The organism is Acinetobacter legionensis, assembly GCF_048552295.1.
Taxonomy (GTDB): domain Bacteria; phylum Pseudomonadota; class Gammaproteobacteria; order Pseudomonadales; family Moraxellaceae; genus Acinetobacter.
The window spans coordinates 53397-77128 of the sequence record NZ_JBIMCW010000003.1; the positions used below are offsets into that span (position 1 = coordinate 53397).

The following is a 23732-nucleotide window of genomic DNA, read 5'->3' on the forward strand; positions in this document are numbered from 1 at the left end:
ATTCACCATCCATCAATAAAAATTAGCGCAATGCCCAGTCTAAGCTGGGCATTATAAAGAATAGATTTATTATTTTTTAGTTTCGGGTAAAACTAAATTCAAAATTAATGCAGCGAGTCCGCCAGTTGCGACACCAGAACTAAAAATATTACGCGGTAATTCTGGCAAATGTTCCAAAATTTGAGGAACTTGCGCAACCCCTAGGCCGAGACCCAAAGAGATAGCAATAATTAGTAGTGCACGACGGTCTAGTTGAATTCCCGATAAAATGTTAATGCCTGAAGCAGCAACTGCACCAAACATTACCATAACCGCACCGCCCAGTACCGCTTGCGGTACCGCCTGAATGATACCAGCCACAGCAGGGAATAACCCCAGAATGATAAGCAGGATTGCAATCCAAATCCCAACAAAACGACTTGCAACACCCGTCAACTGAATTACACCATTATTTTGTGCAAAGACAGAACTTGGGAATGTGTTGAAGATCCCTGCAAGGAAAGAGTTGGCACCATTGACCAATACACCACCTTTAATTCGTTCCATCCACACTGGGCCATCTACAGGCTGATTTGAAATTTTAGAGGTTGCGGTGACATCGCCAATTGCTTCTAATGACGTGACAAGATAAATAAACGCCATAGGAATAAATAAGCTCCATGAGAAGCTAATTCCAAAATGCATTGGTGTCGGAATTTGAATCAATGGGGCATCTTTTAAACCAGAAAAATCCAAATAGCCCATAAAGCCCGCAAGAATATAGCCGATCACTAAAGCAATGAGAATTGCAGAACTTTTCACCCAAACTACTTTGAAGCGATTGAGAAGAACGATAATTGCCAACACTGTACATGACATAATGAGATTGTCGGCACTGGCAAACGTATGACTTTCCATGGCTTGGTAGCCACCGCCCATGCTGATTAAGCCTTCTTTAATTAAGGTTAAACCAATTAACAGCACCACAATTCCTGTAACCAATGGTGTGATCAACTTTTTTACCCAAGGTAAAATACGAGAAACACCCATTTCAATAAATGAGCCTGCAATGACCACACCAAAAATAGATGCCATAACTGCCTCTACTGGTGTGCCGGCAGCAACCATGGCAGAACCAATCCCAATCATTGGACCAATAAAGTTAAAACTTGTACCTTGAACAATCAGTAGCCCTGCACCAAATGGTCCAATTTTTTTACATTGTAAGAATGTTGCCACTCCAGAAATCACCAATGACATGGAAAGAATCATATTGGTATCTTGAGGAGAAACACCTAAAGCTAAACAAATCAGTAAACCGGGTGTTACAATTGGAACAATAATCGCAAGTAAATGTTGCAAAGCCGCAAAAAAAGCGATGAGTGGTTTTGGACGATCATCTAGACCATAAACAAGATCGATTTGAGTCTGTTTCTGATTGGGAGAGGGGTTAGAATTGGACATGGCACAGCAATTGGAAGTGGCAAGATGGCGCTATTCTAATCGCTTTACACACTATTACAAAATAAAAAGCCTGCTGTTGTGAAAAAAACTTGTAACTGTCAATAAACTGTCACTACTAAAAGTTAAGATTTTTCTGTATAATTTGCCCTCAAATTTAAAGCGTATCGAATTTACATGTCTGATATTAAAACTCTCCGTAATATTGCCATCATCGCGCACGTCGACCATGGTAAAACGACTCTTGTCGACAAACTTTTACAACAATCAGGTGCACTCGGTGACCGCGCGGGTGAGATTGAGCGTGTTATGGATTCGAATGCGCTTGAGTCTGAACGCGGTATTACCATTCTTGCAAAAAACACTGCGATCAAATGGTTAGATAAGCGTACAAATACTGAATACCGCATCAACATCGTCGACACCCCAGGACATGCTGACTTTGGTGGTGAAGTAGAACGTGTAATGTCTATGGTTGACTGCGTACTTCTTCTTGTCGATTCACAAGAAGGCCCAATGCCACAAACTCGCTTTGTAACACAAAAAGCGTTTGCTCGTGGTTTGAAGCCAATTGTTATCATCAACAAAGTAGATAAGCCAAGCGCTCGTCCAGACTGGGTTATCGATCAAGTATTTGATTTGTTCGATAACTTAGGCGGTAGTGATGAACAGTTAGACTTCCCAATCGTATATGCTTCTGGCTTACGTGGTGTTGCTGGTCCTTCTCCTGAAGAATTAGCTGAAGATATGACACCGTTGTTTGAAACAATCGTAGATATCGTTGAACCACCAGCAGTTGATATTGATGGTCCATTCCAAATGCAAATTTCATCACTTGACTATAATAGTTTCGTGGGTGTAATTGGTGTTGGCCGTATTCAACGTGGTTCAGTAAAAACCAATACACCAGTGACTGTGATCGATAAAGATGGCAAGACACGTAATGGTCGTATCTTGAAAATTATGGGTTATCATGGTTTAGAGCGTGTAGATGTAGATTCTGCTCAAGCGGGTGATATCGTATGTATCACTGGTTTAGATGCATTGAACATTTCTGACACAATCTGTGATCCTAAAAATGTTGAAGCATTACCTGCATTGTCTGTAGATGAACCTACAGTTTCGATGACGTTCCAAGTAAACAATTCACCGTTTGCTGGTAAAGAAGGTAAATTTGTAACTTCACGTAATATCCGTGAGCGTTTAGATCGCGAATTGATCCATAACGTTGCTTTACGTGTTGAAGATACTGACAGTCCAGACCGTTTCAAAGTTTCTGGTCGTGGTGAACTTCACCTTTCAGTATTGATTGAAACAATGCGTCGTGAAGGCTTCGAGATGGGTGTTTCTCGTCCGCAAGTGATCATGAAAGAAGTGGATGGCGAAACTCAAGAACCATACGAAAACGTTACTTTTGATGTTGAAGAACAACATCAAGGTTCTGTTATGGAACAAATGGGTAACCGTAAAGGTGAGTTGACCAATATGGAAGTTGACGGTAAAGGCCGTATCCGTATTGAAGCAACTGTTCCATCACGTGGTTTGATTGGTTTCCGTTCTGAATTCTTAACCATTACCTCTGGTACTGGTATCATGACTTCTAGCTTCTCGCATTATGGGCCTGCTAAACAAGGTGCAGTTGCGAAACGTCAAAACGGTGTGTTGATCTCAATGGTTAACGGTACTTGCTTAGCGTTTGCATTGTTCACTTTACAAGACCGTGGTCGTCTATTTGCTGAACCACAGTTAGAAGTTTATGAAGGTATGATCGTGGGTATGAACTCTCGTTCAGACGACATGACTGTGAACCCAACGAAAGCGAAACAGTTAACTAATATGCGTGCATCTGGTACAGATGAAGCGTTAACGTTAACACCTGCAATTAAATTCACGCTTGAACAAGCATTAGAATTTATTGAAGATGACGAATTAGTTGAAGTAACACCTAAATCAGTTCGTATTCGTAAAAAATTCTTAACTGAAAATGAACGTAAACGTGCTTCACGTGGCTAAGTGTTCAAACTGGAAATAATTTAATTTCTAGAAAAAAACCGCAATTTTTTAATAAATTGCGGTTTTTTTATATAAATGTAAAAGGATATTGGTTTTTAATAAAAAGCGAGTAAATTAGGCGGAAATATATGTTGAAACATAATGTATACTTCGTCACATAAAAAATACGCAAAATCGGCGTGGAGTTAAAGTATGAGTATTCTTTCAGAGTTCAGAGAATTTGCCATTAAAGGCAATATGATGGATTTGGCAATTGGTGTCATCATTGGTGGTGCTTTCAATAAAATTATCGACTCATTAGTGAAAGACGTGATTATGCCTTTAATCACAGTGATTACGGGTGGTGGTGTTGATTTTACTCAAAAATTTGTCGTACTGGGCGATAACCCAAATAACCTTTCATCATTGGATGAATTGACCAAAGCTGGGATTAACGTACTAACCTATGGTAATTTCATCACAATTGTATTGAACTTCCTGATCTTAATGTGGGTGGTTTTCTTGTTGGTTAAATTCCTCAATAAAATTCGTAAACCTGCTGAAGAAGCGCCTGCTGCTACACCAGAAGATATTGCATTACTGCGTGAAATTCGTGATGAATTAAAGAAACGCCCTGAAGCTTAATCTTCATCAAATTGATTCAAATTACAGTATTTTAATATGTCTAAAGCCTGATAAAGCTATTAAATCATTGTAAAAGAGTTGAATGAAACGGTACGATCAAGTACCGTTTTTTATGCAAGCAAGAAAATAGAGATGGGGCTGATGAAAAAAAACATAGGGATTATGGCAATACTTATCAGTTTGTATGCATGTTCAGAGCATCCAAAAGAGCAGCAATCCGCTGATACTCCAACATCTACGCAAGCGGACCAAAGCCGACCTGCTAGTGGTTTAACTTTTAATGAAATGCCAAATGAAGATACCCGCTACGTCACTATAGAAACCGACTCGGTAGATGAAAATGAAACATTACTGTTGGCACTACAAACACGTTTATTAAAAGCCAATTTTGAGTTTATAGAAAAAGACAGTGGTAGCTCTTGGTCTGAAAATGATTGTTCTCTGAATAGGGTGATTCAAGTAAAAGGTGAGGGCATCCGCTCTTATAAGGCAATCAGTAAAGTTAAGTTAGGTGATGAAAAACAATATCGCCCAGATTTTGTTTTGCTGGTTTTTGCTTTTAAGGATGAACAGCTTGCTGAGCAAAGTTTTCAAATGCTTAAGTCTGCTGTCTATTCAGCAGGAGGATACTGTAATGGTAAATCTCCTGAAACCATCGTTAGAAATGGTAATGAAATATTTTACTTTACCACTCGCGAAGAAGCATTTAGATCATATATTGATGATTATGCGAAGTTTATCCATGAGTTTAAACCTGAGCAAATTGATTCAAAAATATAGGATGGTTTAAAGTGACTAGAACAGCTCAGATTTTTATTGTTTTGGCGAGTTTTCTAATCTATGGATGCCAAGCCCAAGTTAAAGTTGATGAAAATTTTATTAAGCAGTTCAGCCCAGAAATACGCCCTCAAGTGATCTCGATATGTGAACAATATGATTCTAATGATCAGGTTCAAGGGATTTATTTTAGTCGCTATGCATTTGGTTTATATACCTTTATTGGAATAAAAAACAACAGATTTGAAGTATTAAGTTTTGATGATGTCAAGAACTCTCCTATAGATAAAGTTTCAGATATTGAATTGCAAACGGGTCAATATATAAAACGAAATGACCAAATCATTTTAAAAACGGAAAAATTGAATAAGTCAGACCCCTTGGCAAATCAAAGTGCAGATTTTGAAAACTTTATATATTTGCAAAACGCTCAGAGTGCATTTTTAATTAAAGATATTGAGGATGTAGCCAGTTCAATGTCATGGTCACAAACGATGGGAAGTGCACGTTCACAATTTAAGAAGATTTATTGTCATATTCAGGATTATCATCATTATAAAGGTGATGAAGAACCATCACCATCTTATCAAGCATTACCTGAACGCTTTAAAGCGCTTGTGTTTGAGCAACCTTTGCATTTGACAATAAAGTCTGCGGAAGACATTTCTAAGTCATTAGAGCGAAATGATGATTCCGAAACAGTAATAGAGCAAACAGTTCAAATTCTAAGTGGAAATACTCAGAAGTTATTTATGAATCAGCCAATCTGTATTATTCAAGGGCAAGGAAAAGGATTGTATGGATACATAAATCAACCGAGTCAGCCCCTTACTAAGGCATGGATGAGTTTTGAGCGAGGTGCGAGTATGGGAATTGCCAGACAAGGGGATATCATTTCAACTTCATACCAAGAATGTAAATCTTTAAACTAAAAATCCATGCGAAATTTAATCTCAACCAAGTGAAAGCCGAATTGGCTTTTTACTGGGCCATGAAGTACACGTTCAGCAGCGGTAAATACAAGTTTATCAATCACAGGAACAAGCTGTCCTTTTTTTACTTCGCCCAGTTCACCACCACGTTTTGCTGAATTACATGTGGAATGCTGTTTGGCCACTTTGGCAAAATCAGCGCCATCATGGATCTTCTTCTTGAGTTGTTCAGCCAAGTCCTTATCTTTGACGAGAATATGTCGAACGATTGCAGTTTTCATTTACTCTTTCCTCGTGGTTTTTGGGGGATGCTCTTCGCGATCTTTAATGGCTGGCATTGTGGGCAAAACACACTGGCTCTTTGTCCTAACTTTAAATTTTCTAAAGTGGTTTCACAGTTAATGCACATCTCACCCGCACGTCCATAAGCCAATAAGGTCTGCTGAAAGTAGCCATTCTCACCCATGGCATTGCTATAGTCTCTTAAGGTTGACCCACCCAAATCAATCGCTTGCTTTAAAATTCGTTTAATTTCGATGACCAATTTTTGAATTTGCGCTTTCGTCAAACTCGAAGCAGGCTGTGCAGGGTGAATCCCTAAATTAAATAAGCTTTCAGTTGCGTAAATATTACCTACACCCACAACAATATGATTATCCATGATTGCAACTTTTGTGCCGACATTTTTATTTTTAAACTTTTCTGCTAAATATTCGGCATGAAATTCATCACTCAATGGTTCAGGCCCTAAAGTATCAATCAATTTTGTTTGGCTTTCCTCATTCAGCCAAATGATACAACCAAAGCGTCGGGGATCATGATAGCGCAGCTGTGTGTCTTCAAATTGAATGATCAGATGGTCATGCTTTCTAAGCGCTTCATGTTCATCACAGATTCTAAAACTCCCTGACATACCCAAGTGCCATAACATGCTATGGGTTTCAAACTCTGCCAAAATATATTTTGAACGACGTGTTAAGCGAACGAGTTTCTGACCTTGAAGTTGTTGAATATCTTCGGGAATTGGCCAGCGTAACCGTGACTCACGTACTTGAACATGAAGAACTTTCTGGTCAATCAGGGGGAGTAAACTGTTTTTTGTTGTTTCAACTTCTGGTAATTCAGGCATGTACTTGTCACATTGGTGTGAGGACTGAATATTGTATGCAAGAATTGGATTGCATTAAAGGGCGGTTCTGTTGAGCCTACGACTTTAGGTTGAAATTATAGAGAGGATCGTTGAATAAGATTGAAATGTTATTCCTAAGCCATTGTTATATAATATAAAGTTTATTAATAAAATAAAGTTTTCCAATTGATAAAAAATATCTGATAGTTATATGTAAAAAAATGTGTAAATTTCTAGTGAATTGTTTGCTGAAATAATTCTTTTTATCTCGATATTTCAGGAAAAATAGTCATTTTAAAGCTGGAACTTTCTATTAAATTTAGATAGTTAAAGTGATTGAGAGTTGGCTGGTTTATCTTTATTCGTTTTGTTCCTGATTAGGCTTTCCCATGAAAAAAATTGCTTATCCTTTATTGGCAATCTCTGTATATAGCATAATGTCTTTTGCCTCAGCTGAAGATGCGTTTAATTTACATGGCTCGACCATGACGGGTGACTGGAATGGGAGTCGGACTGAATTTGCAGAAAAGGGAATCAAATTTGATGGCACGATTGCCATGGACAGTTCATATCTCGCTGAGGGTGGTTATGATGCGCACCAAGCGCCAACATTTGCGACACAATTCGGACTGGGTACAACTTTAGATATGGGGAAGCTGGCGGGTTGGAATGATGTGGCTATTCGTGCTTTAGTTACAGCACGTCAAGGTGAAAGTACTTCACTCAGAGGTATCCAAGCACCAGATGCACCTCAGTGGGCAAACTCGCAAGCCAATTGGGGCCGTGGTAATTCGGGGAGCCGTCTCAGCGAATTATATATAGAAAAGAATTTTAAGGATCAAGGACTAAGCCTGCGTTTAGGTCGTATGGGTTTAGGTACTGAATTCAATACCATGGCTTGTGATTTCCAAGGCAATGCATTTTGTGCAGCACAGATGGGGAAATGGCAAGGTAAGCTTTGGTATAACACACCAGTCTCACAATGGGGCGCACGCTTAAAATATCACATCAATCCTGAACTATTTGCACAAGTGGGGGTGTTTGAATACAACCCTGATAATGCTTTAGAGCGACAAGGCTGGAATTTGGATACAAAGCATGCCGATGGTGTAAATATTCTTTCTGAAGTGGTGTGGTCACCTAAGCAGGGTGTGAATGATTTACCAGGCAGTTATCGTATTGGTACGCTTTACAATACTGCTGATGAGGCTCAAAATCAGTACGATGTTGCTTATAAAGCAGGAACTAAGGCTGAAGATCGTACATACGGCGGTTGGTTTGCGTTTGAACAGCAGTTGACTTCAACTGGGATAGGAAAACGTGGTTTACACAGTTTTGGTAACTTCACCATTCATGATCGTACGACGACAGCCGTAAATGATTCACAGCAACTTGGTCTAAAATACTATGGTCTGTTTGATAGTCAACCAAACGATATTCTAGGTCTAGCTGTAAATCGAGTACATTTGAACGATCGGTATACTAACTATGTGAATAGTGCTCGTTCAGGAACAAATTTAAGACAGTTGAATGAAGATGCAGAGTATAATGTTGAGTTGAACTACTCATATTACCCTGCCAAATGGTTCATGCTTCGTCCTTTAGTGCAGTATGTGGTACATCCTGGTGCAACCAATCAGGTGGACAATGCATTTGTCGTTGGCTTGGGGTCTAAAATTATTTTTTAATACAACTCGAGGACACTTTTATGCAAAGAGTGAAACATCTAAAAATTAATACAACACTACTTTGCTTAACGGTATGTATCACACAGAGCTTATATGCTGAAGTGGAATCTCAAGATTCCACTCAGCAGCATTCTACTCAGCAACTTCCAACCATCAAAATTGAAGCTACACGTTCTGATACCAACATATTAAATACCCCGGCATCGGTATATAGAGTCGATCAACAACAAAATCAAAATAATATTGGGGTAAACCTCACTGAAACACTCAAGGGAATCCCAGGGTTACAGCTCAATAATCGTGAAAATTATGCCCAAGACTTACAACTGTCTATGCGCGGTTTTGGCGCACGCTCAACTTTTGGAGTCCGTGGGATACGTCTTTATGTCGATGGGATTCCTGCGACGATGCCAGACGGACAAGGCCAAACTTCAAATATTGATTTAACGAGTTTAGATCATATTGAAGTGCTAGGTGGGCCATTTTCATCACTGTATGGAAACTCCTCTGGGGGCACGATTCTCACCACGACCAAAGAAGGAACAGGCCGTGATTCGGTAGAGTTAGGTTATTCAGGTGGAAGTAACAATAAAGGCCGTGCTGACATCACCTTACAAGGTGGTGCAGATAAAGCCAATGAACCAAGCTATGTGATCAGTTCTTCTTATTTTGATACTGATGGCTATCGTGATCACAGTGCCGCAAGAAAAGTGTTGAGCAATGCCAAACTCACGTGGGACTTAGATGATGGTTCTAAGATCAATTGGCTGATCAATCATGTGGATATTTCCGCTGATGATCCACAAGGTTTGACACGCGAGCAATGGAAGCAAAATCCTAAACAGGTCAATGACAGTAAAAATATCTATGACGTTCGTAAAGATATTAATCAAACACAAACAGGTATCAATTGGACTAAGCCCCTGAATGATCATCAAGAGCTTTATAGTATGGCTTATATTGGTCATCGTGAAGTGACTCAATACCAGTCCATTCCAAGTTCTGCTCAAAAGAATCCACGTCATGCTGGTGGGGTGATTGATTTCGAACGAGACTTTTATGGCACTGATTTACGTTGGACTGGCAAAGACTTATTACCGAATACACGGATCAGTGTAGGCGTGGCTTATGATGCAATGAATGAAGACCGCCAAGGGTATGAGAATTTTAATGCCAATGGCCAATATGGGGTAAAAGGCAACTTGCGCCGTGATGAACGAAATACTTTATGGAATTTAGATCCTTATCTTCAGGCATCTTGGCAGTTTTTGCCGACTGTACGTCTAGATACAGGGTTACGCTATAGCAATGTTCATTATGAGTCAAAAGATCACTATATTATTGGTTTGAATGGCGATGATAGTGGTCAAACCGATTATAACAAATTGCTTCCATCGGCTGCTTTGACATGGGAAATTACTCCTGAGATCAGCAGTTATCTCAGTTATGCTAAAGGCTTTGAAACACCAACCTTTACCGAAATGGCCTATCCAACACAAGGCACGGCAGGGATTAATTTTGCGCTTAAACCTTCAACCAGTGATAACTATGAGCTTGGTTTAAAAGCACAAAATCGCCTAGGTAATTTTACTGCTGCAGTTTTCCAAAGTAATACTCAAGATGATATCGTTTCTGCGGGGACACTCAATGGACGTGCAACCTATCAAAATGCAGATAAAACACTGCGCCAAGGTGTAGAGCTGTCATGGAATAAAAAGCTGTGGAAGAATTTAACGGCTCAAGCTAGTTATAGCTTGCTTGATGCTACATTTGATGCAGACATTCCCAACAGTGATCCTAAAAAAGTCATCCAAAGTGGCAATTACATTCCTGGTATTGCAAAAAATCAAGCCTTTGTATCTTTCGGTTGGTTGCCTGAGCAGGGCTTTAACGCAGGTGTAGATGTTCGTTATATGGATAAAATCTATGTAGACGATCTCAATACAGATACTGCACCAAGTTATACAGTAACCAGTATGAATGTCGGTTATATCTGGAAAAACAATGATTGGAAAGTGCGTAGTTTTGCTCGAGTCGATAATTTATTCGATAAAAATTATGTTGGTTCAGTCATTGTAAATGATGGTAATAGTCGATTCTTTGAACCTGCTGATGGTATTAACTGGAGTGCAGGACTCAGTATCACTAAACAGTTCTAATTCATTGGGAAAATAATTTATGTCTGCTCAACCAAAGTTATTTGAATCTATTCAATTTGGTTCACTCTCCCTCAGCAATAAAATTATTATTGCACCAATGTGTCAATACTCAGCAACAGATCAGGGTGAAGTGACTTATTGGCATGAACAACAATGGGCAAGTTACGCTTTGTCAGGTGCGAGCTTATGTATTATTGAGGCGACAGCGGTTCAAGCCGAAGGGCGGATCAGTTATGCTGATGTGGGACTTTGGAATGATACCCAACGAGATCAAATCAAAGCTTTACTCAATAAGGTAAAAAGCATTGCTCCAACACCTTTTGCTATTCAGCTTGCGCATGCAGGTCGTAAAGCTTCGACTGAAAAGCCTTGGTTGGTGAAGCAGGGGAAAGGTCAGATTGCGCCTGACCATGAACACGGATGGCAAACTGTATCAGCCAGCGGTATTGCTTTTAGCCCGAATGATATTGCACCGCATGAATTAACCATTGATGAAATTAAAACAATTATTCAAGACTTTGCGCAAGCGGCGATTCGTGCAGTAGATGCTGGTTTTTCATTGATTGAAATTCATGCGGCGCATGGGTATTTACTACATCAATTTATGTCACCACTGTCTAACCAGCGAACTGATGAATATGGTGGAAGTTTTGAAAATCGTATTCGTTTTACATTAGAAGTTTTTCAAGCCATTCGAGCAGTTGTGCCAACTGACTACCCTGTAGGTGTACGTATTTCTGCAACTGACTGGATGGATGCAGAAAATAGCTGGAATGTTGAATCAAGCATTGGCTTATCAAAAGCTTTAGCGCAACTTGGTGCTGCTTATATCCATGTATCTTCTGCGGGATTGCATATTCAACAAGATATTAAAGTGGCTGCAAATTACCAAGTGCCTTTTGCAAATGCGATTAAAAAGCAGGTGAATATTCCTGTAATAACAGTGGGCTTAATTACCGAAGCTGAGCAAGCTGAACAGATTCTTCAAGATGCTGAAGCAGATGCAATTGCATTGGCAAGAGCGATTTTATATGACCCACGCTGGCCTTGGCATGCTGCAGCAAAATTGGGTGCAAAAATCTCGATTGCACCACAATATTTACGTTGTCAGCCGCATGGAATCAAAGATCTGTTCTCAGCATATTGATGGCATAACAGTTTTGATTCACTCATTATTCTTTAAACGTATTTAAACTTAATAAAGATATATTCTAGGATATATCTTTATTTGTATGATCTGGAAAAGGAACGGCTTGAATGATTTTTTCGGTAATTTTTCCAGTATTTTTCCTGTTATTTTTGGGTTTTATATCTGTCAAAATCCAATTGATCTCTAAAGAGCAAATTACTGCAATTGGTGCTTTTGTAATCAAAATTGCATTGCCTGCTTTATTACTTCATGCACTGGCTGCAAAAGATTTACATGAGATTTGGTATCCTGCCTATTTCTTTGTTTATACAGGGGTTACTTTTACTCTATTTATTTTGGCCTTTATTTTAGGGCAAAAGCTTTTTAACAATCATTTTACCCATGCTTCTGTGTTTTCACTTGGCGCATCAATGTCCAATACTGGGTTACTGGGCGCAGCAATTTTGACTTTGCTGATGGGTAGTGAAGCCATGATTTATATTTCACTGATTGTTATCATTGAAAGCGTATTTCTTGTACCGCTGATGTTAACCTTGGCAGAAATAGGGCGACAAAGACAAGCCAATTTAGCCGCTATTTTAAAAACAACATTTCTGACTTTATTAAAAAATCCATTGTTCTTGTCAGTGATGATTGGCATGAGCTGTGCGATCTTCGAAATTCAAATTCCACATGTATTAGACCAAGTATTTGCCTTGTTAGGTCAGACTGCCTCACCTTTAGCGTTATTTATTATTGGTGGTGGAATGGTTGGGATTACGATTCAATCACTTAATCTACAAACCATTTATTTGGTGGTTTCTAAAAATATCTGTATGCCGATATTGGTCTATTTAGGCTTGACTCATTTAACCGACTTGGATCAAAAGATGATTTATGCAGGTACCTTGATTGCTGCTTTGCCTATGCCCTCTATATTTGGAATTTTTGGGCAAGTCTATGGTTTAAATGAAAAAGCACTGACACCATTGATGATTAGTACTTTACTGAGTTTTATTGTGGTGAGTGTTTTGATTGGTGTTTGGTGGTAAAAAATACTCTCTTGCGAGAGTATTTTTTAAGAACTGCTTATTTTTTTGCTGGTGCTTTGGGAGCAGGTGTTTTGCCTTTTTCAGCAATTAGTTTGTTTACAACATCCAAAGACTCTTTTGCCTTAGGCACATTATTTTTAGCAAGTTCTGAGAAAATCTTTTGTGCTTCTGGCAGATTTTGATCAATGATATTGCCATTGGTCAGCATATTTCCGACAGCCATCAATGCTGGAATATATCCTTTTTTAGCTAAATCTTGGATTGATTTTAAACCTTGATTAACTGCTGATGCATTTTTTTTCTTTAAGCCATCGGTGATGTCATACAGCGCTTTCGCATGAATTGCAGGTGCAAAATCTTTTTTCACTAAAGGATCAAGTTTTTGTAAGCCGAGTTTATCAGATGCAGGTGTACCTTCAGAAAATAATAAAACAGCCAATTCCACGGTAGCATCATCAAATCCTTGAGCAGAGGACTTCTCTAAGTATTCACGGACTTTCTTTTCATCTTTGGCTAAGCCCAATTGACCTACTGCATAGCTTTGCGCCAAGACATAGCTTGCAACAGAATAGCCTTTTGCTGAAGCATCTTGATAATATTTCAAAGCTTTCTTATCGTCTTTGGTTGTACCTTGTCCCGTTTGGGTTAAATAGCCTAAGTTATATAATGCTTGCGCATTGCCAGCCTTTGCAAGACGTTCAAGTTCTTGATACGCCGCAGGATAGTTTTTTGCTTGAATTAGCTCTTGTGCTTTGGCAAATGTAGGGTCAATGTTCGCTTTAGCTGTATCTGCTGCAAATGCAGAAATACATGAAAAGCTGAGTAGTGTAGCGAATAGAATTTTTTTCATTTTGACGATATACCTTGTTTTAATTTCAACATAATTCCATTTATGGTGTGAGAACATTGTTGAGGACGTTTTTATCATAATTTGAAAATTATAAATGTAAACATGCCTATTGTATAAGTTAGTGTATTTAAATTTTAATTTATTTATAAATAAGAAAGAATTAAGGATATTTTAACAACATTAAAGCCTAGAGAAATTTTTTATTCTCTAGGCTGTGGGCTGTTATTTTACTGCTTTGAGGAGTAATTCAATTTCGCCTGCTTCACGTGCCCCTGAAATACGGGTGCCATCTTGTAAGAAGAATGTTGGTGTACCATCGACTTCGAGTGATTTTGCTAAAGCAATATTTTTCTCAATTGGGTTCGTACATAACTTGTTTGAAGTCGGTTGTTTCTTATCAATTAAATAGTCTTCCCACGCTTGGTACTGGTTTTTAGAGCACCAGATTTGCTGTGAAATACTTTCAGCATTTGGATGTAAACGGGTAATTGGGTATAAAAATAAGTAAACGGTTAAGTTGTCGATATTTTTTAATTCTTTTTCAAGATGTTGGCAATATGGACAGTCAGGATCACTAAATACGTAGATTACACGTTCACCTTTACCTTTGACATGCTTAATGGCTTGTTTCAAAGGTAATGATTTTACATCAATACTTTTTAGCGCTTGCATACGTTCTTCAGTCAGATTTTTTTGTTCTTTAAGATCAATTAAATTGCCGACAAAGAAATATTTTGCTTCTTCATTGGTATAAACAATACGCCCACCCATATAGACTTCATAAACATCTTTAATTGGTGAGTTTTGTACCGATTTCACCTGAATCTCAGGATATTTGGTTTTTAAGTTTTGCTGTAAAGTCTGAATATCTGCATGTGCAGAAGAAAAGGTAAAAAGACCCAAAGTCAGAAGAGATAACCAGATTTTCATGTTAAAGCTCAAAATAATAATGTGGATATTGTGCACTCAATAAAGATCAAAAATATATTGAGATCATGTAATTGCCAATGCGATATTCAGTTGATACCACGCTTAATTTCGTATTGTATTCTGGATACCATGGCGTGTTAACTCATTTCTGAGTTGTTGGATATATTGATTTAATTCTACTTGTGAGTCACTCCGTAAGCGTAATTGCGTACTAAAATTAAAGATTCTGCTGCGTTTTCCATTACGCTGTAAAATTTGAAAGTGCCCAATATAAGCTCCATTCGCTATTGTCATACGGGTACTAAATTCAACGCATGTGATCTGATCTAAAGGGTACGAGGTCATCATCAAATTACTGACGATCAGTTTATGGTTACGTATATAAAATGGGGCAAAATTTAAATTAAACCGTTTAAATATCCACATCAGCATACTCAAAAAGGCTACGAAAATGATCGGAACAAACAAACCCCAATATTTGTCTGAGCGGTTAGTTGTCTCTACTTCGAGCAATTCTGTGTGTTTGGCTTCAACAATCTTTTGCTCATCAATCCATTGTCGAATATCGTCAGTGCGTGGTTGAGTTCTCAGTAAATTTTGAATCGTTTGTGGGTCGCGAATATGATAAATCGTGGCCTTAACCAGTTGGCTATTTCCTAACTGATCAAAATAGTAAAACGCATTGCCATTTTTCCATACACTGCCATAGTTGTAATTTACATCCCCAAGTTTTTGCCATGAGGAATGAAGTGGTTCAGCTAATTTTAGAATATGGGTGGATTTGGAAGAGGCTGATCCTTTATTGCTGCGATATTCACTGGCTTGTAGATAGAGAAGCTGTGTGCCATCAGAAAAAATCAGCGGTGCGATTTCTTTAAATGCTTTGCCTAAAAATGGACTATCACCTGCGCGACGCATTTTTTTCTTATTCAGATCAAAATAATAAATCCCTGTGTCGTTATAAAACAAAGCATGGTTAATATGATCGCCATGTTTGCTTAAGAGATGATAAGGCGCATATTGAGGATCAAAGGCAAATTCGTTGACATAGACCATACCATCGACAGGATTGAGCAAATAATATTGGTTATTTAAACCGTCTATTTCAATACTATAAAGCTTTCCATTGTCTTTTAAATCGAGCAGGGTGTTATTGTAATAGACGTTTTTTCCATCCGCTCGATAGGCATAGTTACGTTCACCTAAGACAAGTTTGAGTTGGTCTGGATTGGCTCCTGAAAGTAATTTCCCTTGAAAATAGGTGAATGTCCCATTACTTGCCGTATCATTTCCGGAATTGACACGATAAGGCAGATTGCCTGATCCAAGTTTAAAATAGGGGTGGAGATAACTTTGTGGTTTTGAAGCTAGGGCAAAATTTTGTTGCATGATTTGCCATACTTCTCGAAGCGCACTTAAATCTTTATTTCGTTCGGTGGAGGGGGAGCAATACCAAGTGTCTTTTCCAGCAGTAAAATAACCATCGCCAATGGTCTTCACCTGTTGAGGTTGCACACCTTTTAGGATGATATTGCCACAATAGACATGTAGTTTATCTGCACCTAGTTGTCGGTATTGGTAATTATCATTGGGTAAATAAAAACTTTGAATATCTGCTTCTGGGATCAAATAATCACCATTGCTGGGTACAGCGGCATAGATTTGGTTGTTATATTTTTCAAATATCCCAAGTTTTTCTGTAGTCGCAGTAAAAGGAATCTCATCTGAATTTGAGTCAGAAAATCTAAATATAAAACTAAAGCTGAACAGAAGCGCGCATATCACTAAGATAAGCATGAAGGTTTTAAGGATAGAAAATACTTTTAGTGGATTCTGCATCATTTATTTTATTGTTAAATATTGATCGGGTTGAGTTATGGCAATTTAAGGTTGTTTCGTCATCATTTTGATTATGAATTGGTCATACAGATTGATGGCAACGACTTTAGCATTTAAGGCAAATAGGGTTGCATAGCCTCTGTTAAAATTTCAATTAACTCTTCATCCATATAGTGATAATCGTCTGGAATATCCAATACCATGACTTTTTTATGTTGTAACTGGTTGGGGAATTTCTCTTTGATATTTTGTTTATGTTTTTGCTCCATGACAAAAATCATATCTGCCCAAGCAATATCTTTGACAGAAATACGATGTTTGGCGTGTTTACTTGTTCCAGCGGAACGTGTGGAAATGCCATAGCCCACTGCAAAGACACGCTCGGCAGTGGGGCTACGCCATTGGTTACGACTACAAATAAAAAGGGTATTCAATCAGCAGTCTTCCAAAAATCATATTGTGCTTGTTTTCGTCTTTTGGCAGAAGAAATACGTGGATATTCAATTCTTAATTGTTTCGAGCGAGATCTTTTTAACGATCTGTTCCAAAGTAATTTCCAGTCTTTTTCTGGTTTCCAAAGGGTTGAAGTATGTCTGCAATCTCGACCACGGTGTAAATAATTTACCTTACGTCTCCAAGCGCGATTGCGGTTTAATTCATTTTCAAAATATTGTTGTGTAATGTCCATAGATAAAACTCATGAGTTGATCGGGTTCAGCAGCCGCGATAACACATGATTGGGCTATTTTATAAGTATTTATCGGGTTAAACAAGCTGAATGATTTTGATAATGTTTATTTAGAGCCATTTTAAAGGCAATGAAAAGGGTATAATTCTGGCTAAATAGAACGTGCGAGTAGATGATGTTTATTAAAGGCATTAGACGTAATTATGACAAAGTCAGCCAAGATGACAGTATTGCTGATGAAGATAAGATAGATGCTTTGTTGATCAAACTGGGTGGTGAGTTTCTTGTCAGTAAGGATGACCGTGTTTATATTTTTGAAAAGGATGGTCAGACGGCAAAGTTTGATGCAAAACATGCACGAGCATTTCATTTTAAGGATTATTTGTGTAAAGACATGAATAAATTATTTCATGGGTTTTAATATCCATTGAAAATTAGTGAACTGTTCAATTGGGCTATAAAAATATTTTAAGCACTTGGATGAGCCCTCTACCTCTGTATTGATGGTGGTTAGGGCTTTCTAAAGTAATAACTTTTGATGTTGTCATTGTTTATTTTCTTAGTTCTGTTTTTTGATGCGCTGTGTGCCGTAGAATGAGAGTGAATGCTTTAATCCACTGCAAGGATACATTCGGAGCTTGGCTAAAAACAATATAAAACAATGGCTTGTATCTAGATGATCTTTGTATTTTTCTAGCAAAATTATTTGACTATATACTCGTGCTTCAAGTTATATAATATAAAAAAGAAGGCTGTTTTTCCTAAGATTAATCGAGACGTATCTATGATGAAAGTACTGTCAATCTTATTCATAAGTTTAGTTTGTTCAATGGGGATTTTAGCTCAACAGCCAAATCTTGTGCCTCAGCAGGTTAAGTTAAAAAATGGGAAGCGCTTTTCTTTAAATCTTCCAGCAAATTACGAAATTATTCCAGCGGCTGAGGGCTTAAAGCGAGTTCGTTTTTTTAGCAAAGCTCCTGATGGCAGAATGTTTGTAACAGATATGCACGATTTGACTGATAATAAAAAAGGCATCGTTTATATTTTGGATGAATGGAACCCTGAAACGGGAAAATTCGGCAAAATTATTCCTTATATGACGGGGTTGAAGAATCCTAATTCAGTTCAATTTTATACAGATTCTTCAGGACAAGATTGGTTGTATTTAGCGGAAACTAATCAACTGACCCGACGAAAATTTACCAAAGGTGAAATTAAACCAACCGATAAAGCCGAAGTTTTAGTAACTTTTCCTGACTACGGTTTAAGTTATAAATATGGTGGTTGGCATCTAACGCGAACAATTGCTGTGGGTGGGAACGGGAAAATTTATGTTTCTGTCGGCTCAAGCTGCAATGCTTGTACCGAGAAAGAAAAAGTTCGGGCAACAGTATTAGAAATGAATCCCGATGGTTCGCAACAAAAGATTTTTGCTACAGGTTTACGCAATGCAGTCGGTTTGAAATGGGTTGGTAATTTTTTATTTGCCACCAATCAAGGTGTGGATCATTTGGGTAAAAATAAGCCTGATGAAACTTTTTATGCACTCAAACGTGATGCAGATTATGGCTGGGCTTCATGTTATTCGTCGAATGGAAAAATTTTGGCAGATCCAAAATTTAAACGTCCGTCAGCTTGCAAAAATGTATTGCCTCCTTATGCCTATTTCCCAGCGCATTCATCTGCACTTGGTTTTGACTATTTTGATCATCCCGATACGGATGACACCATCAAAAATTCTTTTTTAGTTGCTTTACATGGTTCTACCGATGCCACAATTGGTCATGGCTATAAAATTGTCATTATGCGTAAAGGGCAAAAACTACAGACATTTATGGATGGTTTTTTAGTGGGCAAAAATATCTATGGTCGCCCTTGTGATATTTATCGAGTAGATGAAAATTCATTTTATTTCTCTGATGATAAGAGCGGTGTGATTTATTATGTTCGGCAAAAAGCATCTTCCTAAATTTTGAACTTTTCTAAAAATTTAGGCGTTAGTTAAAAGAACATGGCTGAGAATAAAAAATTCAGGTGAAAGTAAAAATATAAATTGTCGATAAATCTTTGGAAGCAGTATTAGACCGGAAAGTATTCATCTATGAAAATGAAGCTAACCAATTGCTAATGTTAAAGTTGTTTTGATTGACTCAATCATTTTATTCTCTAAATAAACCTACAAGGTTGTAGGTTTATTATTGTAGACAATTTTGAGAAATTACTGCGGTCTCGCCACATCACCACTTAAGCTTTCAGGTAATGCTAAAACAGTCACATCTAACTCTTCTAAAGCATCAGGACGGGCAACCACAAGCGCAATATAACCATTTTCAAATGCTGCACTATTTACCACTTGAACACCTTTATTCAATTGTTCAGCTTGAGCAGGGGCAGAACCTGTACCTTGAATGACATGTAACCATGCTTTTGGTTTTGCCTTAAACCAGAGGCGTGCAATCACTTCCTGACCAAGATAACAGCCTTTGTCATAATTAATTCCTTCACGTTGGTGTAAGCGTAATTCTTGTGGTTGAAATACATGTTCAATAGCTTGATTTATATAAGCCTGACCAGTTTGAATTGCAGCGATTTGCCATACTGAAATATTGGTTTCTGTAGCAGAAAAATCAGTCGTTGAACCATTCAATGTTGGAAAAACTTGTCCAGTTTCTTCAAGCTTCATTTTAGAAAAAGCGCCGTATTTTTTAATATGTTTGGCAAATTCTTCGGCTTGATCTTGAGTCGTAACAATCTCTAAATGTTCAGGATTAATTTTTTTAAGCCATAAGCCAAAATGGATACGACCTTTAAGATCACAAATCGCAGTGTATTGGGTGATATTTTCAGCCAAAGCTTCAACGTTTACAGTCACTTGACCTTGTAGAAATTTGATTGCATCAACACCAATCAAGGTAAATGAGGAGAAAGCTAGATCGCTCATGAATTGCTCGCTTATCTTAAATCTAATACTAAAGAATTAATGTTATTTTCCGCTATTTTTCAAAAAAAAGCAGATTTAGTGCAAATATTTTAATGAAGTTGTTACTAAATATTTCAAAAACCCCTGTTTTTATATCTAAGTGTATGAAATATAAACGATTTGGGAAATGGGTTTTCGACAGTGTACTATGCCAATCATTAGACACGCAGTACAAAATGATGCAAGAGGCACAAAACTAATGAATAACAACTATCGTAAACCACTGCAAGGTACCCAGCTCGAATACTTCGATGTGCGTCAAGCCGTAGAAGACATCCAGCAAGGCGCATATGCAAAACTTCCATACACTTCAAAAGTCTTGGCTGAACAGCTGGTACGCCGTTGTGATCCAGCCATTCTCGAACAGTCTTTAAGAGAACTGATTAATCGTAAACAAGACCATGATTTCCCTTGGTATCCAGCACGTGTGGTATGTCACGACATCCTTGGACAGACGGCATTAGTCGACCTTGCAGGTTTACGTGATGCGATTGCAGATCAAGGCGGTGACCCTGCTAAAGTTAATCCTGTTGTACCAACACAGTTGATCGTTGACCACTCATTGGCGGTGGAATACGGTGGCTTTGATCCAGATGCATTTGAAAAAAACCGTGCTGTAGAAGACCGTCGTAATGAAGACCGTTTTCACTTTATTGAATGGACCAAAACAGCGTTTGAAAATGTCGATGTGATCCCAGCAGGGAATGGCATCATGCACCAAATCAACTTGGAGAAAATGTCTCCAGTGATTCAAAACCGTGAAGGTATCGCATTTCCAGATACTTGTGTCGGTACCGATTCACATACGCCACATACAGATGCGTTGGGTGTAATTTCTATCGGTGTTGGTGGTTTGGAAGCTGAAAATGTCATGCTGGGTCGTGCATCTTGGATGCGTCTTCCAGACATAATTGGTGTGGAATTGGTGGGACAGCGTAAAGCTGGTATCACGGCAACAGATATCGTTTTAGCGCTGACAGAATTCTTGCGTAAAGAACGTGTAGTGGGTGCATATTTAGAATTCTTTGGTGAAGGTGCGGACAGTATGTCTGTAGGAGATCGTGCAACGATTTCCAATATGACTCCAGAATATGGCGCAACTGCGGCAATGTTCTATATCGACCAGAACACCATTGATTATTTAACCTTGACTGGTCGTGAATCAGACCAAATCAAATTGGTAGAAAGTTATGCCAAAGAAATTGGTCTTTGGGCATCAGATATGCAACAAGCAGAATACCCTCGGGTACTTCGTTTCGATCTTTCAACCGTAACACGTAATATTGCAGGTCCATCAAACCCACATGCACGTGTATCAACAGCAGATTTAAAAGAAAAAGGTATTGCAGGCGTGGTTGAAAACCGTACTGATGGTTTAATGCCTGATGGTGCAATCATTATTGCCGCGATTACCTCTTGTACCAATACCTCAAACCCTCGTAATACAGTTGCTGCGGGTTTGTTGGCGCGTAAAGCAAATGAATTGGGCTTAGTGCGTAAACCTTGGGTGAAATCATCATTTGCACCAGGTTCTAAAGCTGCTGCACTTTACCTTGAAGAAGCTGGCGTACTTGAGGATTTAGAAAAGCTTGGTTTTGGTATCGTGGCCTACGCATGTACGACGTGTAACGGTATGTCTGGTGCTTTAGATCCAAAGATTCAGCAAGAAATTATTGATCGTGATTTGTATGCCACTGCGGTACTTTCAGGTAACCGTAACTTTGATGGTCGTATTCATCCTTATGCAAAACAAGCATTCTTGGCTTCACCCCCGTTGGTGGTGGCTTATGCAATTGCAGGCACAATTCGTTTTGATATTGAAACGGATTCATTGGGCAATGACAAAGACGGTAATCCAGTTTATCTAAAAGACGTTTGGCCATCTGATGCTGAAATTGATGCGTTGGTTAAAGAGTCTGTAAAACCAGAACAGTTCCGTAAAGTGTATATCCCGATGTTTGATTTGGGTGTGACAGAAAAATCAGAAAGCCCGTTATACGATTGGCGTCCGCAAAGTACTTATATTCGCCGTCCACCGTATTGGGAAGGGGCTTTGGCTGCACCACGTACATTGTCAAATATGCGTCCACTTGCAATCTTACCTGACAACATCACCACGGATCATTTATCACCATCGAATGCAATTATGATGGATTCGGCAGCGGGTGAATATCTGCATAAAATGGGCGTACCTGAAGAAGACTTTAACTCGTATGCAACGCATCGTGGTGACCATTTGACCGCGCAACGTGCAACTTTTGCCAACCCAAAACTGTTTAATGAAATGGTGGTTCGTTCTGACGGTACCATTAAGCAAGGTTCTAAAGCGCGTGTTGAGCCAGAAGGCGAAGTGATGCGTATGTGGGAAGCAATTGAGATTTATATGAATCGTAAGCAACCACTGATCATCATTGCTGGTAAGGATTATGGTCAAGGCTCTAGCCGTGACTGGGCTGCGAAAGGTGTTCGTCTTGCTGGGGTTGAAGCGATTGTGGCTGAAGGCTTTGAGCGTATCCACCGTACTAACCTTGTTGGTATGGGGGTGTTACCACTTGAGTTTAAAGCGGGCACTGACCGTAAAACCTTAAAGCTTGATGGTACTGAGCTGTATAGTGTGATTGGCAATATTGCACCACGTACAGACTTAACTTTGGTGATTGAGCGTGCCACGGTTGATGGTAAGAATGAAGTGATTGAAGTTCCTGTAACTTGTCGTTTGGATACTGAAGAAGAAGTGCATGTGTATGAAGCGGGTGGGGTATTACAACGCTTTGCACAGGATTTCTTGGAAGGGCAAGTGGCTTAATTGAATTCTATTCTTTAAATCCTCCCCCAACCCTCCTTTGAAAAAGGAGGGAGTTCTTCTCTTTTTAAAGATGAGAAGTATTACTTCGCAGGGGGGGCGATTAAGGAAAAAAGGAATTGAAATTGTTGAAAAAAATCCCTACTGTTCAGTGGGGTTTTTATTTGGGGAATAAAATGTCTTTATTACGAAAAACTCAAAGTGATACGGTAAATTCTGATGAATCAATCACAGCTGAGCGTCTTTTAAACGTATTGTCACAGATGCCTGATGATTTTTATGAGGAAGAAAGAACAGATGAACCACCTCAAGAAAGAGAAGAGCTTTAAATGGTTTGCGCTATTTAATGATTAAGCAGTAGCTCTCAAAAACCATAAATTTCTCTTTTGAAATCATTTCTTGCAAAAATGACACCATCATTTTTAGAAATAGACAGTAGACATACATCAAAATATGGCTATACTTTATTCACCATTTCTAAAACCTATGGAGAACAAAAATGGTTACTGCTGGCGAAAAACCCGGAACAGGCTTCTATTTTTGTGTCCAATGCGGACATCGCACTTACTTAGAAATTGGTACAGATCGTTTACCCCAGTGTACCAAATGCCTTGGCAATCAATTTAAAAAATAAGATTGCTAAGCCGCACAGATAAAACAGATACTCCCTGTTTTAAGCAAAAGCCCTATCCAGTGATA

At 38.6% G+C, this 23732-nt stretch carries 22 protein-coding genes; 13 read left to right on the forward strand and 9 right to left on the reverse strand.

The genetic code is table 11. The features are described from left to right. Positions 1-69: 69 nt before the first annotated feature. Positions 70-1443 (reverse strand): uracil-xanthine permease family protein, encoded by a 1374-nt coding sequence (locus tag ACG916_RS03370; protein WP_419328061.1) that lies wholly within the window; start codon positions 1441-1443, stop codon positions 70-72. 174 nt (positions 1444-1617) lie between these two features. Here ACG916_RS03370 and typA point away from each other — a divergent pair, with 174 nt between their 5' ends. The 4 genes from typA to ACG916_RS03390 all read left to right on the forward strand — a co-directional run bounded on the left by typA (position 1618) and on the right by ACG916_RS03390 (position 5786). Continuing rightward, on the forward strand, positions 1618-3453 hold the full coding sequence (gene typA / locus ACG916_RS03375) for a translational GTPase TypA (RefSeq protein WP_336953352.1): 1836 nt from the start codon (positions 1618-1620) through the stop codon (positions 3451-3453). Positions 3454-3645: 192 nt separating this feature from the next. Then, the gene (mscL, locus tag ACG916_RS03380) at positions 3646-4077 is read left to right on the forward strand and encodes a large conductance mechanosensitive channel protein MscL (protein WP_004723003.1); all 432 of its coding nucleotides are present in this window, start codon (positions 3646-3648) and stop codon (positions 4075-4077) included. A gap of 141 nt (positions 4078-4218) precedes the next feature. Further along, positions 4219-4857 carry a hypothetical protein gene (locus tag ACG916_RS03385; protein WP_336953351.1) on the forward strand — a complete coding sequence of 213 codons (639 nt, stop codon included), beginning with the start codon at positions 4219-4221 and terminating at the stop codon, positions 4855-4857. A gap of 11 nt (positions 4858-4868) precedes the next feature. After that, positions 4869-5786, forward strand: coding sequence for a hypothetical protein (locus ACG916_RS03390; protein ID WP_419328060.1), 918 nt, complete (start codon positions 4869-4871; stop codon positions 5784-5786). On the opposite strand, the gene ACG916_RS03395 is transcribed toward ACG916_RS03390, so the two are convergent. Together ACG916_RS03395 and mutM are read right to left on the reverse strand one after the other, a co-directional pair. Beyond that, positions 5783-6067 (reverse strand): peptidylprolyl isomerase, encoded by a 285-nt coding sequence (locus ACG916_RS03395; protein ID WP_004819160.1) that lies wholly within the window; start codon positions 6065-6067, stop codon positions 5783-5785. The genes ACG916_RS03390 and ACG916_RS03395 overlap by 4 nt on opposite strands. Next, on the reverse strand, positions 6064-6915 hold the full coding sequence (mutM, locus tag ACG916_RS03400; RefSeq protein WP_336953349.1) for a bifunctional DNA-formamidopyrimidine glycosylase/DNA-(apurinic or apyrimidinic site) lyase: 852 nt from the start codon (positions 6913-6915) through the stop codon (positions 6064-6066). Before mutM ends, ACG916_RS03395 begins: the two co-directional genes overlap by 4 nt. 389 nt (positions 6916-7304) lie before the next feature. On the opposite strand from mutM, the gene ACG916_RS03405 reads away from it, so the two are divergent. The 4 genes from ACG916_RS03405 (at position 7305) to ACG916_RS03420 (ending at position 12943) form a co-directional block, all read left to right on the forward strand. Beyond that, positions 7305-8603 (forward strand): carbohydrate porin, encoded by a 1299-nt coding sequence (locus tag ACG916_RS03405; RefSeq protein WP_419328059.1) that lies wholly within the window; start codon positions 7305-7307, stop codon positions 8601-8603. Between the two features lie 20 nt (positions 8604-8623). Next, entirely contained in the window at positions 8624-10762 is a 2139-nt protein-coding gene (locus ACG916_RS03410) for a TonB-dependent receptor domain-containing protein (protein ID WP_419328058.1), read from the forward strand. A 19-nt stretch (positions 10763-10781) separates the two neighbouring features. Next, on the forward strand, positions 10782-11909 hold the full coding sequence (locus tag ACG916_RS03415; protein ID WP_419328057.1) for an NADH:flavin oxidoreductase/NADH oxidase: 1128 nt from the start codon (positions 10782-10784) through the stop codon (positions 11907-11909). Between the two features lie 110 nt (positions 11910-12019). Further along, positions 12020-12943 (forward strand): AEC family transporter, encoded by a 924-nt coding sequence (locus ACG916_RS03420; RefSeq protein ID WP_336953345.1) that lies wholly within the window; start codon positions 12020-12022, stop codon positions 12941-12943. 37 nt (positions 12944-12980) lie between these two features. Here ACG916_RS03420 and ACG916_RS03425 read toward each other — a convergent pair whose 3' ends face one another. The 5 genes from ACG916_RS03425 to ACG916_RS03445 all read right to left on the reverse strand — a co-directional run bounded on the left by ACG916_RS03425 (position 12981) and on the right by ACG916_RS03445 (position 17250). After that, the gene (locus tag ACG916_RS03425; protein WP_336953344.1) at positions 12981-13793 is read right to left on the reverse strand and encodes a tetratricopeptide repeat protein; all 813 of its coding nucleotides are present in this window, start codon (positions 13791-13793) and stop codon (positions 12981-12983) included. A 222-nt stretch (positions 13794-14015) separates the two neighbouring features. Then, complete coding sequence (locus tag ACG916_RS03430; RefSeq protein WP_419328056.1) at positions 14016-14723, reverse strand: DsbC family protein; 708 nt, start codon at positions 14721-14723, stop codon at positions 14016-14018. Positions 14724-14825: 102 nt separating this feature from the next. Next, positions 14826-16565: a DKNYY domain-containing protein gene (locus ACG916_RS03435; protein ID WP_419330043.1), complete on the reverse strand. Its 1740-nt coding sequence runs from the start codon at positions 16563-16565 to the stop codon at positions 14826-14828. Between the two features lie 110 nt (positions 16566-16675). After that, on the reverse strand, positions 16676-16996 hold the full coding sequence (locus tag ACG916_RS03440) for a low molecular weight protein tyrosine phosphatase family protein (protein ID WP_004722986.1): 321 nt from the start codon (positions 16994-16996) through the stop codon (positions 16676-16678). After that, a complete protein-coding gene (locus ACG916_RS03445) occupies positions 16993-17250 on the reverse strand; it encodes a hypothetical protein (protein WP_239046415.1) in 258 nt (85 codons plus the stop codon). Before ACG916_RS03445 ends, ACG916_RS03440 begins: the two co-directional genes overlap by 4 nt. Before the next feature lie 175 nt (positions 17251-17425). Here ACG916_RS03445 and ACG916_RS03450 point away from each other — a divergent pair, with 175 nt between their 5' ends. Both ACG916_RS03450 and ACG916_RS03455 read left to right on the forward strand, forming a co-directional pair. Beyond that, positions 17426-17671, forward strand: a complete 246-nt coding sequence (locus ACG916_RS03450; protein WP_004722984.1) for a hypothetical protein — start codon at positions 17426-17428, stop codon at positions 17669-17671. 363 nt (positions 17672-18034) lie between these two features. Continuing rightward, entirely contained in the window at positions 18035-19219 is a 1185-nt protein-coding gene (locus ACG916_RS03455; protein WP_419328054.1) for a PQQ-dependent sugar dehydrogenase, read from the forward strand. A gap of 249 nt (positions 19220-19468) precedes the next feature. On the opposite strand, the gene ygfZ is transcribed toward ACG916_RS03455, so the two are convergent. Then, the gene (gene ygfZ / locus ACG916_RS03460; protein WP_419328053.1) at positions 19469-20191 is read right to left on the reverse strand and encodes a CAF17-like 4Fe-4S cluster assembly/insertion protein YgfZ; all 723 of its coding nucleotides are present in this window, start codon (positions 20189-20191) and stop codon (positions 19469-19471) included. Between the two features lie 238 nt (positions 20192-20429). Between ygfZ and acnD the strand changes: the two genes are divergently transcribed. The 3 genes from acnD to ACG916_RS03475 all read left to right on the forward strand — a co-directional run bounded on the left by acnD (position 20430) and on the right by ACG916_RS03475 (position 23667). Next, the gene (gene acnD / locus ACG916_RS03465; RefSeq protein WP_419328052.1) at positions 20430-23036 is read left to right on the forward strand and encodes a Fe/S-dependent 2-methylisocitrate dehydratase AcnD; all 2607 of its coding nucleotides are present in this window, start codon (positions 20430-20432) and stop codon (positions 23034-23036) included. 122 nt (positions 23037-23158) lie between these two features. Continuing rightward, positions 23159-23362 carry a hypothetical protein gene (locus tag ACG916_RS03470; protein ID WP_419328051.1) on the forward strand — a complete coding sequence of 68 codons (204 nt, stop codon included), beginning with the start codon at positions 23159-23161 and terminating at the stop codon, positions 23360-23362. 170 nt (positions 23363-23532) lie between these two features. After that, positions 23533-23667, forward strand: coding sequence for a zinc ribbon-containing protein (locus ACG916_RS03475; protein ID WP_004722968.1), 135 nt, complete (start codon positions 23533-23535; stop codon positions 23665-23667). Positions 23668-23732: the final 65 nt, after the last annotated feature.

Coding starts and splice junctions, on each gene's coding strand:
- ACG916_RS03370 (WP_419328061.1), bottom strand. CDS start 1,443: ATGTCCAATTCTAACCCCTCTCCCAATCAGAAACAGACTCAAATCGAT.
- typA (WP_336953352.1), top strand. CDS start 1,618: ATGTCTGATATTAAAACTCTCCGTAATATTGCCATCATCGCGCACGTC.
- mscL (WP_004723003.1), top strand. CDS start 3,646: ATGAGTATTCTTTCAGAGTTCAGAGAATTTGCCATTAAAGGCAATATG.
- ACG916_RS03385 (WP_336953351.1), top strand. CDS start 4,219: ATGAAAAAAAACATAGGGATTATGGCAATACTTATCAGTTTGTATGCA.
- ACG916_RS03395 (WP_004819160.1), bottom strand. CDS start 6,067: ATGAAAACTGCAATCGTTCGACATATTCTCGTCAAAGATAAGGACTTG.
- mutM (WP_336953349.1), bottom strand. CDS start 6,915: ATGCCTGAATTACCAGAAGTTGAAACAACAAAAAACAGTTTACTCCCC.
- ACG916_RS03405 (WP_419328059.1), top strand. CDS start 7,305: ATGAAAAAAATTGCTTATCCTTTATTGGCAATCTCTGTATATAGCATA.
- ACG916_RS03410 (WP_419328058.1), top strand. CDS start 8,624: ATGCAAAGAGTGAAACATCTAAAAATTAATACAACACTACTTTGCTTA.
- ACG916_RS03415 (WP_419328057.1), top strand. CDS start 10,782: ATGTCTGCTCAACCAAAGTTATTTGAATCTATTCAATTTGGTTCACTC.
- ACG916_RS03420 (WP_336953345.1), top strand. CDS start 12,020: ATGATTTTTTCGGTAATTTTTCCAGTATTTTTCCTGTTATTTTTGGGT.
- ACG916_RS03425 (WP_336953344.1), bottom strand. CDS start 13,793: ATGAAAAAAATTCTATTCGCTACACTACTCAGCTTTTCATGTATTTCT.
- ACG916_RS03430 (WP_419328056.1), bottom strand. CDS start 14,723: ATGAAAATCTGGTTATCTCTTCTGACTTTGGGTCTTTTTACCTTTTCT.
- ACG916_RS03435 (WP_419330043.1), bottom strand. CDS start 16,565: ATGATGCAGAATCCACTAAAAGTATTTTCTATCCTTAAAACCTTCATG.
- ACG916_RS03445 (WP_239046415.1), bottom strand. CDS start 17,250: ATGGACATTACACAACAATATTTTGAAAATGAATTAAACCGCAATCGC.
- ACG916_RS03450 (WP_004722984.1), top strand. CDS start 17,426: ATGTTTATTAAAGGCATTAGACGTAATTATGACAAAGTCAGCCAAGAT.
- ACG916_RS03455 (WP_419328054.1), top strand. CDS start 18,035: ATGATGAAAGTACTGTCAATCTTATTCATAAGTTTAGTTTGTTCAATG.
- ygfZ (WP_419328053.1), bottom strand. CDS start 20,191: ATGAGCGATCTAGCTTTCTCCTCATTTACCTTGATTGGTGTTGATGCA.
- acnD (WP_419328052.1), top strand. CDS start 20,430: ATGAATAACAACTATCGTAAACCACTGCAAGGTACCCAGCTCGAATAC.
- ACG916_RS03475 (WP_004722968.1), top strand. CDS start 23,533: ATGGTTACTGCTGGCGAAAAACCCGGAACAGGCTTCTATTTTTGTGTC.